The following is a 15,369-nucleotide window of genomic DNA, read 5'->3' on the forward strand; positions in this document are numbered from 1 at the left end:
CGCTAAGCACTCCGACCTAAAACTATTTATCCCAAAATTGATGACATATAGATCTGATTCTGAGCGCTGAAGCCATAGCGACCATTACTATACTTGCGCCAGAGGTTATCTATGATCTGTAAGTCATCACAGGAAATTTTCTTGATCTCCTCTGCGGTTAACACAGAACCAATATTTTTACGCGCCGCCTGACACATAACGTTCCATGTTTCTTGATTCGCTTCTTGCCATTTACTATTAGATAGCAAAGCTTTTAACTTGGTGTAGTCAACGCCTGTATTCGAGTTGATTAGTTGGGATTGAGATTGAGTATGTGTATCATCATTGGCGATCGCCATTACTTTATTGGATCGCCGAAACCGTAAAGTCATTGCCCCACCGCTTTGACCATCACCTAATAAAATTGCTTCACCTGCATCCGTGAGCTTGATCGAAATTTCGACCTCATCGAGTGCTAACCCATTAGCTTGACTCGGAGCACTGTCCGTAGCGAGCTGCTGAACTAAACTAGCAAGTTTCTGAATGCTGTCTTTAATTTTAGTGGTGCTGACCGATTTAATCGATTCACCATTAGCGCGATCGCCATTTCCCAAAAATTCAATTAGTATTTCTTCGCTATCCATGACATCCTTGTTTGGGCTAATTGACCAGATATTTAAGGCAACCTCTGCGTAAATTTCAAGAAGAAATTGCCTCAGAATTGTGAATATCTGACTCTCTGTTTAAGTTGTTGGTTAAAGTGCTATCTAAAGTATTACTTATAGAATTATTTAAATTACTTAAATTATTGTCTTTATTGTTGGTCTTGTCATTAGCACCATTGCTAGAAATATTACTCGAACCATTACTAGAAATGTTAGTTATAGACGTATAAGTATTATTAGCAATAGGTACAGTCGATTTAGTCGCTGTAATTCTAGCAGCAATCGCCCGTTTTGTTAGTGCTGTATTATAAGCTGTTGTAATTGCTAGGCGATCAACCATCCCAATTACACGTTTGGGTTGATGGCGATCAACCACAGGCATCTGCCTCAAATCCCTAGTTGCCATGCGTTTCAGGGCTTCAGCAAGAGATTCGTCGGCAAATGTGCAAAGCACCTCACTAGTGCAAATATTCTGTACAGTCAATTCTTCAAACGGACGATCGCCTGTTGGGGTAGAAAGAATTCGCTTAATATCTTGAGTGGTGAGAATACCTTGCAAGTGGTTAATATCATCAAATACAAGGGCGCTGTGATGATATCCACTTGTAATAAATTGCGCGGCTTGTAGCAATGGCATTGAATATTTGACCGAGGCAGGATTGAGGGTCATGACTTCTGCGATTTTGATTTTTTCAAGGACTTCGATATCGGCGGGTAGACCAGACCATTGCATGATCATCCGATCTGCTGATTTTGATGTATCGATTTGATCAAGTACCCATGCGCAGAGACCAACGGCTGCCATCAGTGGTAAAACGATGCGATAGTCACGGGTCATTTCAAATAATAGCAACACCGATGTCAAGGGGGCGCGAACTGTTCCTGCTAAAACTGCCGCCATTCCGACAAGGGCGTAGGCTGGAGAAGCCGCGATCGGGATCGAGGCAGGCAAAAAATAAGCGATCGCCTGCCCATACAGGCTACCCAGCACAGCTCCTAAGAAAATCGATGGTGCAAATATCCCTCCAACAAAGCCACTAGCAGAACTAATCGCCGTCAGCAAAAGTTTAACTACCAACAAAATACTTAACAAAGGAATCGTGAAAGGAGTATCTTGCAGAATTGATTCCACCGTTTCATAACCAATCCCAATTACTTCAGGAAAAGTTAAGGCAATAATGCCAACACATAGTCCGCCAATCAGCAGCTTGAAGGGCATGGATAGGTTTTTCATGAATGGTGCGATCGCCCATTCTCCAGCAAAAAATTTCTTAGCTTGTTTAATCGATCGAGTAAACAAAAGTGCCACGACACTGGCTAGTACACCCAAACCGAGATATAGCGGTAACTCCCAATAGCTGCGCACCTCATAGACAGGCAAACTAAATGCTGGCCGCTCACCGAGGCTAATCTGAGAAACCAGCGCCGAAATTACTGAAGCAATAACGACAACACTGACATCCGAGTTGGGGCTAGATTTATTGGTGCGATAGGAATCACGTAGCAGTACCTCTAAAGCAAAAAATACACCTGCGATCGGTGCATTAAACCCTGCGGCTAGCCCTGCGGCTCCACCTGCTCCGATAAGCAACCGAATTCGTTCGCTAGAAAATTGCAGCATTTGACCGAGCAACGATCCAATATTGCTACCTAACTCAACACTTGGGCCCTCGGGACCAAGCGAAGCTCCCGCGCCCAGTGAAAGGGCCGCCGCCACAGTTTTTAGAGGAACCTGCGAATAGGATAATCCTAGTTCTCGATTAGAAGCTTTGGCTTCAGCTTGATCTAATTGATCTAATTTGAATCGTAAAAGGCTAACTACTAACGCTCCCATCATTGGGATAAAGATGATCGCCCAGTGCCACTGATTGCTAAGAACTATGGCTATTTTATGCCAATAGAATTCTTGGGTAAATAAAATGAGCTTACGAAATAGGGTTACCCCAGTACCACTGATTACGCCCACCGCGATCGCAGAAACAAGCATAACCGTCTCCGCAGAAGGCTGAAGACGGTTTAGAATGGTCACCAATAGGCGGGAAAGCGACATGGTGGAGAACTCTTGGAGAGGAGTGGTTAGGAGCTAAATCAATTCGGTGCATAACAGCATGGATTGAAACAATGCTTCAACCCATGCTGTTATGTTGGAGATTATTCAAGGTTTTCTACATCGATCTCTTCAGGAAATTCTTCTGAATTACTTTCTAATTCTAAATTAGATTCAGAAGTATTAGACAAGTCACGATCCCCCTCAGTGTTAACTACGGCAACTAAGTCGATTTGCTGGCGATAGTAATCTACCCCCTTGACCTGTACTTCCACACGATCGCCCAAACAATATTGACGACCACTGCGACGACCAACTAGCAGAGTCGAAGCCCTTGCCCTGCCCTTGCCGTTAATCAATGGGAACTCATACCAATCATCTTTAAGAGAACTGACATGGACTAAACCTTCAACTAATAGAGATTCAATTTCCACAAAGAATCCATAGGACTGGACACTAGTGATAATGCCATAGAAGTTTCCACCTGTATGCGATCGCATAAACTCAGCTTTCCGCAATCCATCAAGATCGGAAATTGACCGATGATATAAAGCATCAGCTTGGTTTAGCTTCGGTACAACAACTTCTAAATCTTCAATCAATTGACGTTCTGTCTCAGGCGGCAAAACACTCCAATTCACCTGTCCATGGGCGCTAGAACTGCGCAGATTTACGCCATCCTTAATTCTGATACTACGGCGATCGCGACCTTCTTCAAACACAGTATGCAAAATGCGCTGGATCAGCAAATCAGCATAATGGTTTTGGGGAAATACACCATGTACATAGGGTAGATCGATTAAGCCCAATCCAAAGTGCAGTGAAGGTGCAAGCACATATTCGCTAGTCTTAAACATAGACATCAACAGATATTTGAGAATATCGCGAGTCGCGTCTTGTTCAAGCTGACTCACCTGTCCCAAAATCCGATGCAAATCAGCAATCTGAATCTGATCAGGCGTTTCTAGCTGCGCCGAAATCCCCATACTCTCTAATAGCTTAGTCCAGTCGTCAACTTTCCCTTGATCGGGAGCGATTTGACGCAAATAGATGGTCGGAATAGATAGAGACTGTAGATGCGAAGCGATCGCTTTGTTTGCCAAGATCATTATTTCCGTAACATTTCCAGAGATCTGCAAAGTTAAAGGAACCACTGTCAAGCCACGTACACCCTCATCCGCTTCTTGAGAAGGAATCTGTGGTAATACCAGTCTAATTGCATTAGAGCGCTCTTGGAGAAAAGCACCCACCTTAGCAATTAGATGTACCAGCTCTTCCACTTCCGTATCAATTTCTTGGCTAGGCGCATCCTCATCGACTGCCACCTTCCCATCAAGAATTTGTTGCGCTCTCTGATAACTCAAGTTAGCCCGAACTAATATTGCCGAAGGCTGAATCTCAAACGAAAGCATATTCCCTTCGTGATCCAATTTAATCAACACTGACATCGTTAGATATTCAGGCTGGTTAAATACATTCATCTCAGGTAACATCGGCAAAATCGTATCACCTAAGAAAAATGAACGCAGACGCTTTTGGGCTTCTAAGTCCAAAGGCGAACCCGCCGTCACATAGGTTGCCACATCGGGAATATGCACACCCAATTCCCATCCACCCTCTATCTCTGCAAGCGAAATCGCGGCGGCATTACCAATTCTGACTGTCAGAGTCTTACGTAAATCGAGACGATGCTTGAGATCAGCTTTCCTTACGCCTCTCGGCAAACTTGCGGCCGCCGTAAGAGCCTTGGCGCTAAATCTTCTGGGCAAATTATGTTTGCAACATACCAGATCAATATCATTCGTGGACTCAGCATCATCGCCCAAAACCTGCAAAACCCGTCCCAATGGCAAATGATTGCCTAGTGAAAATCTCACCATTTCTAAATGTACAAGCTTGCCAACAGCCACATCCAAATCAGGCGTTTCTTCATCTGGCACTAGCTCGACTTCAAACAGTAAGCGATCATCTAGGGGCACAGCCCGATAACTATCGTCAGTTAATTTTACGGTCGAAAGCAAGGTCGGATTTGATCGCTCAAGGATCAAGCGTACTTCGCCTTCAGGCGATCGCCGTCGCACACCATCTTTAGTTACCCGCACTAGCACGCGATCGCCATTCCAAGCATTGCTAAGACGACTCTCTCGCACATATATATCTTCAGCACCCTCGACATCTTGGATCGCAAAGCAAAAACCTTTGCTTGAACATCTCAAGCGACCTTCTACCAATCCTTCTTCTTGGATGCGGCGATATCGACCCTTGTCTTTTTCGAGAATGCCAATTTTTTCGAGTGCATCAAGGGCAACTTGGAGCCGACGAACACTTTTGTTGTCATCACCGATCCCAAGTTTTTTTTCGATCGCCTTGGGCGTAACTAGCTTGTCATCAGAGAAATTGTCTAACAGTTGATTAATCGAGAATTCCATGAGGCGAAGGTCGAGAGATTGTTTAAGGTGAGCAAATTAGAGCAAACGAGGGGGTAACAAAATAGTAACCTACGAACACAAACTACAAGCGGATATCAACATCGCAAATCAGCGAAAATCAAGCTTTCGGCGATTAGAACAGACAGACAACGTCAAGAGATTCGACTTATCAAAACGAAACTGTGGAAGTTAATCTATCTTCTTAGAGACGATATTGATAGCTCTGCGATATGATTACAGAGTGAATACAGGATAGTGAAAATATGGATCGAAACGCATATTTCTGTTTATCCCGAAGTGCATTCCCCAAGAAATCTTAGATTATCTACGATTATCTCTGTAGGGAGTTTAGCTCTAGCTTTTTGCCATGCTTGTAGGGCTTAGGTAACTTACGAATTTGCAAAGTTAGCTTCTATAGTTTTCCCCTGCCAATCTTATTTTAGCCCAATTGCTCCAGCAAATATTTTGGATATTAATTTTATTCGGTTTAAAGATTCTGCGATCGCTGTGATCGCTAAATATTAACTAGAGCATTTCACCAATAGATTGTAGGTGGAGATTGTAGGTGGCGCAAAGATCCCCCAATAGTCTTTTAAGTTTAATGCCATGCAATCTATGACGTATTGAAATATCGTTTTAGCTACAAAGCATAGCAGATGTGTTCAGCAACACTTCACTTTTGACTGCTATTGTTGCTAAATTTGTTTTTGACAGATTTTTTACTGTTATGTTGTGAGGGAAAGTAATTCATATGTCTAAGTTTTCTAAGAAAAATTGCAGCTTAGTAATTTCAGCGGCAGTAGCTGCATCTGCTCTTATTGCTGGTGCTGCCAATGCTCAAGCTTCTAAAGAATCTGAAGTTGTTCGCTCCGTAGGTGCTGACACCCTTGTCGAACAAGTTCAGCTTCGTCCTAGTGCTGTTGCTCAAAATGTAACTTCAGTATCTCAACTAAGCGATGTTCGCCCCACTGACTGGGCTTTCACCGCATTGCAATCCTTGGTAGAGCGTTACGGTTGTATCGCTGGCTATCCTGACCGTACCTTCCGTGGCAAACAAGCAACCAGCCGTTACGAATTTGCCGCTGGTTTGAATGCTTGCTTGGACAAGATCAACGAAATCATCTCCGCAGGTTTGGCTGATAAGGTAAGCAAAGAAGACCTAGCTACTTTGCAAAAGCTTCAAGAAGAGTTTGCTGCTGAACTCGCAACTCTTCGTGGTCGTGTCGATGCTCTTGATGCTAAAGTCGCTAAGCTCGAAGCTCAACAATTCTCCACCACCACCAAGCTACGTGGCGAAGCTGTTTTCGGTCTTGTTGGTGGTTCTGATGGCGTTACCACAGCTACTAATCCTTCTAGCACTAATGTAGTTTTTAACTACCGTGCCCGTCTCAACTTCGACACCAGCTTCACTGGTAAGGATTTGTTGAGAACACGTCTACAAGCAAGCAACACTGCTAATTTCACCAACTTAGCAAATAGCAATAGTACCCGTTTAGCCTATGACGGTTTTGCTACTTCAGCTAATAGCTTTGAGCTTAACCGCTTGTATTACCGTTTTCCGATTGGTGGAAACGTTATTGCATATGTTGCACCTATCGGCGCTGTGCACGATATTCTTGATCCTTTGACCCCACTTCCAAATTCTGGCGATCAGTGGCTTAGCCGATTTAGTCGTTTCAACCCCTTGCTGCGTATTGCTTCTGGTGGTAACCCAGCAGTTGCAGGTTTTGACTTGAAATTTACAGATCAAGTAAGTTTCCAAGCAGCTTACAGTGCATCAAACGCTGCTGATCCTGTTGGACAAGGTGGTATAGCTGGTGGTAACACCAAGATTGCTGCTCAATTTGTGTTCAAGCCTGCTGAATCTTTAAAGCTCGGTGTTGGTTATGCCCGTGCATACACAGTTGGTAACAGTCTTGGATCTGGCTTAAACGTTGATTCTTTGGGTGGTGTTACCGCTCCTGGTGTTAGTGGTATTAACAGTGACACCGTTGTGGGTAGCTTGATTTGGGACATCACCAAGAAGTTCACATTTAATACATGGGGCTCCTACACTTTTGCTAATTCTACTGGTGTAACGACTGCTGGTACAACGTTCACTAGCTGGATGGCAGCTCTCTCTGCTAAAGATTTGTTCACTGAAGGTGATCTTGCTGCGCTTTCCTTCGGTCAGCCACTACTTAGAACTAGTGTTACTGGTTCTGCACAAGGTAGTACTGATACCCCTTATCACTTGGAAGCTTTCTACCGCTTCCGTGTTTCCAAGAACATCAGCATCACTCCTGGTGTTTTCTTCGTGTTTAACCAAAACAGCGCCAGCGCTAACGGCACTGCTACTGTTGGTGTAATCCGCACCACATTCTCCTTCTAGAATTTGGTTATACCCCAAAAAAGGGTAGCGAAAAAGAGGTTAGTATGGGCGGTGCTTCGCGCTACCATACTAACCTCAAGTTTTTTCCATCTTGTAGCATTGACCCAAAAAGTAAAAATGGAACTTTTCTTTTCCTTACTTTTAATCTTATTCTCTTAAATAAATAATTTTAATTAATAAACTAGTTAAAAAATTACATTTATAAATATTTTACATTCTCAAACAATTTCATCTATACCGTAGGTGATAGTTAATTTTTAAATAAATTCTTAATGTGTTTAGGAACACTTAACTTTACGCTGTGATTATTGGTACATTTATCAGTGATAGATGTACAATTTATTGCATTGTGAGGAATGGTATTCTTAATGTCTAATTTTTCTAAGAAAAATTGCGGCTTAGTGATTTCAGCGGCAGTAGCTGCATCTGCTCTTATTGCTGGTGCTGCCAATGCTCAAGCTTCTAAAGAATCTGAAGTTGTTCGCTCCGTAGGTGCTGACACCCTTGTCGAACAAGTTCAGTTGCGTCCTAGTGCTGTTGCTCAAAATGTTACTTCAGTATCTCAACTAAGCGATGTTCGCCCTACTGACTGGGCTTTCACCGCATTACAATCCTTGGTAGAGCGTTACGGTTGTATCGCTGGCTATCCTGACCGTACCTTCCGAGGCAAACAAGCAACCAGCCGTTACGAATTTGCTGCTGGTTTGAATGCTTGCTTGGACAAGATCAACGAAATCATCTCCGCAGGTTTGGCTGATAAGGTAAGCAAAGAAGACCTCGCCACCTTGCAAAAGCTTCAAGAAGAGTTTGCTGCTGAACTCGCAACCCTTCGTGGTCGTGTCGATGCTCTTGATGCTAAAGTCGCTAAGCTCGAAGCTCAACAATTCTCCACCACCACCAAGCTACGCGGCGAAGCAGTTATGGCTCTTGCGGGTGCAACCGATGGTGTTGGTGCTCCTTTTGACAAAACCAACACAATTTTTAGCTACCGTGTTCGCCTCAATCTAGATACCAGTTTTACTGGCAAGGATTTATTGAGAACCCGCTTACAAGCCAGCAATACTCCAAATATTGGGCCATCTCTAAACAATGGCACGAACTCTTGGAATGCTAACCGTTTGTCCTTTGAAAGTGGTAGATCGGACAATTCTTTTGAAGTCAACCGTTTGTACTACAGATTCCCTATTGGTGAAAGCATCACAGCTTACATTGCACCCATTGGCGCTCCCGAAGATGTTATCAGCCCGTTAAATCCTCTTGAAAGTGATAGCCAAGCTACAATTTCTAGATTTGGGAAATACAGCCCTTTGATTCGTATTGCATCTGGCGGTGGTGCTAGTGGATTGGCTATTGCTGGTTTGAAATTCAAGTTTAGCGATAAAGTTGACCTTGAGCTTGCATACACCGCATCAAATGCTGGTTCTGCAACTGGACAAGGTGGTTTATCTGGTGGTGATACCAAGATTGCAGCTCAATTTGTGTTTAAGCCTGCTGATGTATTAACTCTCGGCGTTGGTTATGCTAATGCCTATACTGTTGGAAACAGTCTTGGTTCTGGCTTAAACGTTGATTCAATTGGAGCCTCTGCTGCTAATGCTGCTGGGATTAGTGGTATCAGAAGCAACACTGTTGTAGGTAGTTTGGTTTGGGATATTACCAAGAAGTTTACCTTCAATACTTGGGGTGCTTGGACTTTTGCTGATACAACTGGCGCAACTACTGCATCAACAACCTTTACCAGCTGGATGGCTGCATTGTCTGGTAAAGACTTGTTCACCGAAGGTGATCTAGCTGCTATTATGTTTGGTCAACCCCTCCTTAGAACCAACGTTGGTGGCGTAGCGCAAGGTAGTGCAAATACTCCTTATCACTTGGAAGCTCTATATCGCTTCCGTGTTTCTAAGAATATCAGTATCACTCCTGGTGTGTTCTTCGTCTTTAACCAAAACAGCTCCAGTGCTAACGGCACTGCGACTGTTGGCGTAATTCGCACCACATTCTCCTTCTAAATTAATTAAAAAAGGGGCGCGTTGCGCCCCTTTTTATAACAAAACAAAAGAGAGCGCACTGCGCTCTTTTTTGTTTTATACAGAGTCTAAGAACGATCGCGTTGCTTCAGCAACTTGGGGCATGGGATCATTGGCAAGCTTTTCTAGAGCAACTTTGGCATCAGAGCCACCAAGCTGTACTAGTGACTGGGCAACTCGATGTCGGATTTGCCAATCGGGATCTTCGATGAGCGGTAACAAGAGTGACACTGATGCGGGATTACCAAGATCTCCCAGAGAACCGATCGCAGCAATTTTAACGAGTTCATTAGGACTTTGTAATGCTTCGGTAAGTAACTCAAACCCTTGAGGATTGCCTAGCTCGCCGATCGCAGCAATGATGCTAAATTGAAACATCCAGTCGTTGGTGGACTCGTAGGCGGTTTTTAGTAGATCAAATGATTGGGTTAGTTGTAGAGAACCAAGTGACGCTGCTGCCGCCGCACGGACATCAATTTCAGGATCGATTGATAGGCGATCGCTTAAAATTTCTAAGGATTTTTCTAAATTAACTGTACCGACTGTGCCAATTTGACTCACTGCATCATATCGGATACGCGCATAGGGATCGATCGCAGCGATCGAGAGTAAAGTAAATCTCTCAGAAATGGGAAGAGAGCGACTAGCATGGAGGGCTTTCATCCGAACACCCATATCATCTGTAGCTAGTTGCTCTCTTAAGGATTCAAACTGAGTTTCTAATGTTTCGCTCACAAGAAAATCTCGCAATTAATACGCTAACGTTTCTAGTGTCTCACGTAAGTAGCTACGCACGAGATCATCAAGAACGCTTTCTTGTACTGCGACAACATCTTTGGGATCGCCTTTGGGGTCTCCGTTTCGAGAACGCTGCCATTTGTCAAATCCTGAACTGGTTGCGATCGCTTGTTTGAGGTGACTCCAGACTTTAGGATCTTTAGCGGCTTCATGCAAAGGGAGATCCAAGTCATTCGCTGTTGAGGATAAGTTCATAGACATTTCCTAAGCTTATATAGAGATTACAGGGGAAAGATAATGTAGCGATTAGTGAAGAGCGAACTAAACTAAAGCACACAATTAACTTGTTAACATTCATCCTATCATTCCAATAAGTTAGCCATAGATTTAAAATTAAATGTATATCTATAGATAGAAATCAATAATTTAAATCATTATGACTACTTCAAACCCTTTTGTTGACCCAAATATTGCATCACAGGCTACAGAATTAAGCCCAAACTATGCAATATCCGTTGTAATTGTGTTGGCAGGATTGCCACTTATATTGGTTCAACCGATTGCTGCGGGTGTAGTTGCAATTTTTGGATTGTTTTTAGTTTATCAAACGTCTACGATTCGATTAGTATTTACCGCAACAGATTTAGATGTTTATCGATCGCAAGAGAAATTCCGTACTTTCCCTTATCAAGAGTGGCAAGATTGGAAGGTTTTTTGGTTTGGGTTTCCGATTTTGTTTTATTTTAAAGAAGTAAAAAGTATTCATTTCTTGCCAGTTTTATTTGATCCACAAATGCTAAAAACTTGTTTAGAAAAATATATTCCTTTAAAAAAATCTTAGTAAAACCCAGAGAATAGGAGTGACCCGAAGCTTCGCTCCTATTCTCTATAGCTATCAAAACCGAATAAGAGAATGGCGACGCTTTGCGCCGCCATTCTCTTATTCGGTTTTGATTTTGTCCTAATACAAGCGGCGACAATTATATTAAGAAATTTATGAACTACTTTGTGGGGATTGACTTTGGGACTTCGGGCGTAAGAGCAATCGCTATTAATATAGATGGCGAAATCTTGGCGATCTCTCGTACTGAATATGACATTCGTGATTACGAAACATGGCAAACAGCACTTTATGAAGTAATTGCTAGTTTGCCAAAGGAAATTAGACAAACTACGAAAAAAATAGTCATTGATGGGACTTCCTCAACTGTTTTAATTTGCGATCGCGATGGGAAAGCGATCGCACCACCAATGATCTATAGCGATGCCTGTGGTCAAGAAGTTATAGATCAAGTGAAAAAAATTGCGCCATCGCAACATTCGGTTTGTAGCTCGACTTCGAGTTTTGCCAAGTTAGTTTCATTGCTTGAGAATGAAGGGCGCAGCCCTTCATTCTCAAGTTTGTATTTGCTGCATCAAGCTGATTGGCTGGGTTATCTGCTACATGGCAAATTGGGCGTGAGTGATTATCACAATGCTCTGAAATTGGGTTACGATTCTAATCTTTTAGACTATCCTGATTGGCTAAAAGATTGGGTGTTAAAAAATCCTGTTGTCATTTTGCCAGAAGTATTTGCGCCTAGTAAAACTGTAGGAATAATTCAGGAAGCGATTGCCTCAAAATTAAATTTGCCCCTTGATTGTGAGATCGGTGCGGGAACAACTGATAGTAATGCTGCTTTTTTAGCTAGTGTTGGGACGATGAAACCAGAGATCGGTACAGCGGTTACTTCGCTAGGCTCGACGATGGTGTTGAAAGTCTTGAGCGATCGCCCGATCAATGATGCCAGTTACGGTATTTATAGTCATCGGTTTGAAACGGATTTCGGGTGTTTATGGTTAGTAGGTGGGGCTTCAAATGTTGGCGGTGCGGTATTGCGACAATTTTTTACGGATCGGCAGTTACAAGATTTGAGCGATCGCATTGATCCGAGTATTTCTAGTTCGCTAGATTATTACCCCTTGCCCAAAAAAGGCGATCGCTTTCCGATTAATGATCCCAACCTCTTACCAAGATTAAAACCACGTCCTGATGATCCTGTAGAGTTTTTGCATGGATTGCTGGAAAGTATGGCAAGAATTGAGGCTCAGGGCTATAAGCTGTTGCAAGAATTAGGGGCTTCACCGATTCAGCAAATTTATACCGCAGGTGGGGGAGCAAAAAATCAGACATGGACAAAAATACGCGATCGCTATTTACAGATCCCCATGCAACGATCTATCCAAACCGAAGCGGCTTATGGTGCTGCTTTATTGGCAAAACCAATTTAGGGGTTTTCAGCACCTCTAGTGCTGAAAACCCCTAAATTGGTTTCATAATAAGTAACTATGCATAATTAAATATAAAACCCCAAAAACTGTACCGCCCGCGCAGCGGGCGGTACAGTTTTTGGTTCTAGTTTTTTAATTATGCCGAGGTATTTTAGATAAGGCGTAGCCGTAACCCATAAATAATAGAGATTATGATTACCCCACTCAAGCGCAAAAATTTTGATGAGCTTATTCCTGCCGTACCCACCTCAGAGCAGTATCAATACTACTGGGGCAATGGACAGAGTGTATTTCGTCGTATAGCTATTTCGATCGCTTGTGTGATTGTGTTCACAATTCTCTATAACCGAGTTCACGAAAATAATCCCAGCAGTTTTGCCGCCTTAATCATGTTTGTATGTGCAGCTTTGGGCGGACTGTATTGGATGTTAGAGCCAATTGCCCTAGCAAGCTTTCGGAATGCCAAGTTGCGTCGTTTTGCCTACTGTGGATTTTGGCAGGCTGAAGTGTTGGATGTGTATGTCTCTCAAGAAGTGCTAGCTCGTGCTGAAAAAGTAGACTCGCGAGGGCGAATGGATGTTAGCTATGACGCAGAAAGTTTTTTAAATATTGAGCTTGGAGATGACACCGAGTTTGTAACAACTTTGCGATTACCGATGAAGCGAGAACTTAAACGGATTAGACCTGAGCAAACAGTGTATATGTTGCTATTTTCTAATGATCGCCGTTTTGGACGGGTTAGTCGGATCACCTCTGATGCTTATATTCCTCAATACAATTTGTGGGTCGGAGATTATCCTTATTTACGTCGGGATACTTTCGTAGATCTGACTAAGTTCATGGTCAAGCGATCGCAAAAAATAGCTAAGTGAATAAACAAACGAAGTTTGTTTATTCACTTGGAATAGCGATCCCAAAGCTTAAGAAACTTGGAATATGTGCGCTAGGTCACTGCTAGTCATGGGACTATCTCTTAATCTGGGATCATTAACTAGCTAAGCTAGCAGCTACTAACAAGTTTTAAAAAATATGTTTAATATTCAATCACGTAAAATCAACTCGAATCACCTAGAAAATCAGCTTAATCAACTAACTTGTATTTATCGTAACGAAAGCGAAATAATGCAAATTATTCGTATAGATCAAGCTAAAGCAGCTTTTTTTGAGAGGGTCGTCCTACCAAATCAATGTATTCAATTCTCTACATCTGCTGATGCTTTGTTAGAAGTGTGTGAAGGTGTAATATCAGGTTCAATTCAGAGTGATACCATTCCTTGCTATCAATTAGCGATCGCTACAGATCTAGATATGAAACAAAATATTACAGTTAATAAAGAATCACATAGAAATTCTCAAGATGCATTTGCCGTAGCTGCTTAATCTTAATCATATAAAACCCAGAAAGTAGAAGGGGGACCCCCTTCTACTTTCTGGGTTTTAAAATTCATCGCGTCCCAAAAAAACTACAATAAAAGCTAATAGAAATCGACAAAAATCAAAACGAATTAAGACTGTGACATATAAAGTTGGACTTCTCGGATTAGGAACAGTTGGCACAGGTGTTGCCAAAATTCTCCAAGACCCTGCGGGTCGCCATCCCCTGCTACCTAATATCGAAATTTCTCGCGTGGGTGTGCGATCGCTAGCCAAGCAGCGTGATGTGGAGATCGATCCCAATATTGTCACAGATGATTTGGAGTCTATCGTTAATGACCCTGCGATCGATATCGTGGTTGAGGTTATTGGCGGGATCGAGCCAGCTAAGAGTTTGATCTTAAATGCGATCGCTAATGGTAAGCATATTGTCACTGCAAACAAAGCTGTAATCGCTAGGCATGGCAACGAAATTTTTTCCGCAGCCAAACAAAAAGGTGTATATGTAATGCTAGAAGCTGCGGCTTGTGGTGGTATTCCTGTAATCCAAGCACTTAAACAAAGTCTTGGTGGCAATCGCATTAGCGAATTAACGGGGATCGTTAATGGCACAACCAATTACATTTTGAGTCGCATGTATTTCGAGGGTGCTGATTTTGATAAAACCCTCGCGGAAGCACAACAGTTAGGCTATGCCGAGGCCGATCCTACTGCTGATGTCGATGGCTATGATGCGGCGGACAAGATGGCAATTTTAGCGAGTCTTGCTTTTGGCGATCGCATTAAACTTGAAGATATTTATCGTGAAGGTATCCGCTCTATTACTAGTGCTGATATTGGCTATGCCAAAGAGTTGGGTTTTACAATTAAGCTCCTAGGTATTGCACGACGCACTGATAGCAATACTGGCGGCAAAGATGACAGCAATCTGGAAATTCGGGTACATCCGACGCTAATTCCCATCCAACATCCGCTTGCAAATATTCATGGTGTAACCAATGCAGTGCGTATTGAAGGAGATCCCATCGGAGAAGTTGTATTCTCTGGTCCTGGTGCAGGTGCAGGTGCGACTGCTAGTGCTGTAGTTGCAGATATTATTAATGTGGTCGCTGCTCTGAAATCTATGCCCAATCACGTCAATCAATTAATGGGCTGTTCCCACGAGCAATACGCTAAAATTGCGCCAATTGAAAATACCGTGACGCAGTTTTATGCAAGGTTGCTAACCCATGATAAGCCAGGGGTGATTGGCGATCTTGGAACTGCTTTTGGTAAGCACTGCGTCAGCTTGAATGCAATTTTGCAAAAAAATACGATCCATGACGGTCTGGCTGAAATCGTGGTAGTAACCCAAAGGGTTAGCGAGTATAACTTCCAGCAAGCGATCGCCTCCATCCGCGAGTTGCCAACCTTACACAGCATTCCTACAGTGCTCCGAGTTCTGTGAGAGACAAAAAAGCCCAAATTT

General features: G+C 42.9%; 12 protein-coding genes. 7 read left to right on the forward strand and 5 right to left on the reverse strand.

Going from position 1 to position 15,369, the window contains the following annotated elements; genetic code table 11:
• Positions 1–26 precede the first annotated feature (26 nt).
• The 3 genes from CQ839_RS10905 to CQ839_RS10915 form a co-directional block, all read right to left on the reverse strand.
• Complete coding sequence (locus tag CQ839_RS10905) at positions 27–623, reverse strand: GUN4 domain-containing protein (protein ID WP_103668310.1); 597 nt, start codon at positions 621–623, stop codon at positions 27–29.
• Between the two features lie 55 nt (positions 624–678).
• A complete protein-coding gene (locus tag CQ839_RS10910) occupies positions 679–2,694 on the reverse strand; it encodes a chloride channel protein (RefSeq protein ID WP_103668311.1) in 2,016 nt (671 codons plus the stop codon).
• Between the two features lie 101 nt (positions 2,695–2,795).
• Entirely contained in the window at positions 2,796–5,120 is a 2,325-nt protein-coding gene (locus tag CQ839_RS10915) for a ribonuclease R family protein (protein WP_219817770.1), read from the reverse strand.
• Positions 5,121–5,871: 751 nt separating this feature from the next.
• Between CQ839_RS10915 and CQ839_RS10920 the strand changes: the two genes are divergently transcribed.
• The gene (locus CQ839_RS10920) at positions 5,872–7,491 is read left to right on the forward strand and encodes an iron uptake porin (RefSeq protein ID WP_103668312.1); all 1,620 of its coding nucleotides are present in this window, start codon (positions 5,872–5,874) and stop codon (positions 7,489–7,491) included.
• A 368-nt stretch (positions 7,492–7,859) separates the two neighbouring features.
• A complete protein-coding gene (locus tag CQ839_RS10925) occupies positions 7,860–9,500 on the forward strand; it encodes an iron uptake porin (RefSeq protein ID WP_103668313.1) in 1,641 nt (546 codons plus the stop codon).
• Between the two features lie 75 nt (positions 9,501–9,575).
• On the opposite strand, the gene CQ839_RS10930 is transcribed toward CQ839_RS10925, so the two are convergent.
• Both CQ839_RS10930 and CQ839_RS10935 read right to left on the reverse strand, forming a co-directional pair.
• Entirely contained in the window at positions 9,576–10,253 is a 678-nt protein-coding gene (locus tag CQ839_RS10930) for a HEAT repeat domain-containing protein (RefSeq protein WP_103668395.1), read from the reverse strand.
• 15 nt (positions 10,254–10,268) lie between these two features.
• Positions 10,269–10,511 carry a hypothetical protein gene (locus CQ839_RS10935; protein WP_103668314.1) on the reverse strand — a complete coding sequence of 81 codons (243 nt, stop codon included), beginning with the start codon at positions 10,509–10,511 and terminating at the stop codon, positions 10,269–10,271.
• 181 nt (positions 10,512–10,692) lie between these two features.
• Between CQ839_RS10935 and CQ839_RS10940 the strand changes: the two genes are divergently transcribed.
• The 5 genes from CQ839_RS10940 (at position 10,693) to CQ839_RS10960 (ending at position 15,348) form a co-directional block, all read left to right on the forward strand.
• Positions 10,693–11,097, forward strand: coding sequence for a DUF3119 family protein (locus CQ839_RS10940; protein WP_103668315.1), 405 nt, complete (start codon positions 10,693–10,695; stop codon positions 11,095–11,097).
• Positions 11,098–11,252: 155 nt separating this feature from the next.
• On the forward strand, positions 11,253–12,527 hold the full coding sequence (locus CQ839_RS10945) for an FGGY-family carbohydrate kinase (protein ID WP_103668316.1): 1,275 nt from the start codon (positions 11,253–11,255) through the stop codon (positions 12,525–12,527).
• 191 nt (positions 12,528–12,718) lie between these two features.
• Positions 12,719–13,399: a hypothetical protein gene (locus CQ839_RS10950; RefSeq protein ID WP_103668317.1), complete on the forward strand. Its 681-nt coding sequence runs from the start codon at positions 12,719–12,721 to the stop codon at positions 13,397–13,399.
• A gap of 157 nt (positions 13,400–13,556) precedes the next feature.
• On the forward strand, positions 13,557–13,907 hold the full coding sequence (locus tag CQ839_RS10955; protein WP_103668318.1) for a DUF1830 domain-containing protein: 351 nt from the start codon (positions 13,557–13,559) through the stop codon (positions 13,905–13,907).
• A 133-nt stretch (positions 13,908–14,040) separates the two neighbouring features.
• A complete protein-coding gene (locus tag CQ839_RS10960) occupies positions 14,041–15,348 on the forward strand; it encodes a homoserine dehydrogenase (protein ID WP_103668319.1) in 1,308 nt (435 codons plus the stop codon).
• The last annotated feature ends 21 nt before the right edge of the window (positions 15,349–15,369 follow it).

The sequence above is a fragment of the Pseudanabaena sp. BC1403 genome (assembly GCF_002914585.1).
Lineage (GTDB): Bacteria > Cyanobacteriota > Cyanobacteriia > Pseudanabaenales > Pseudanabaenaceae > Pseudanabaena.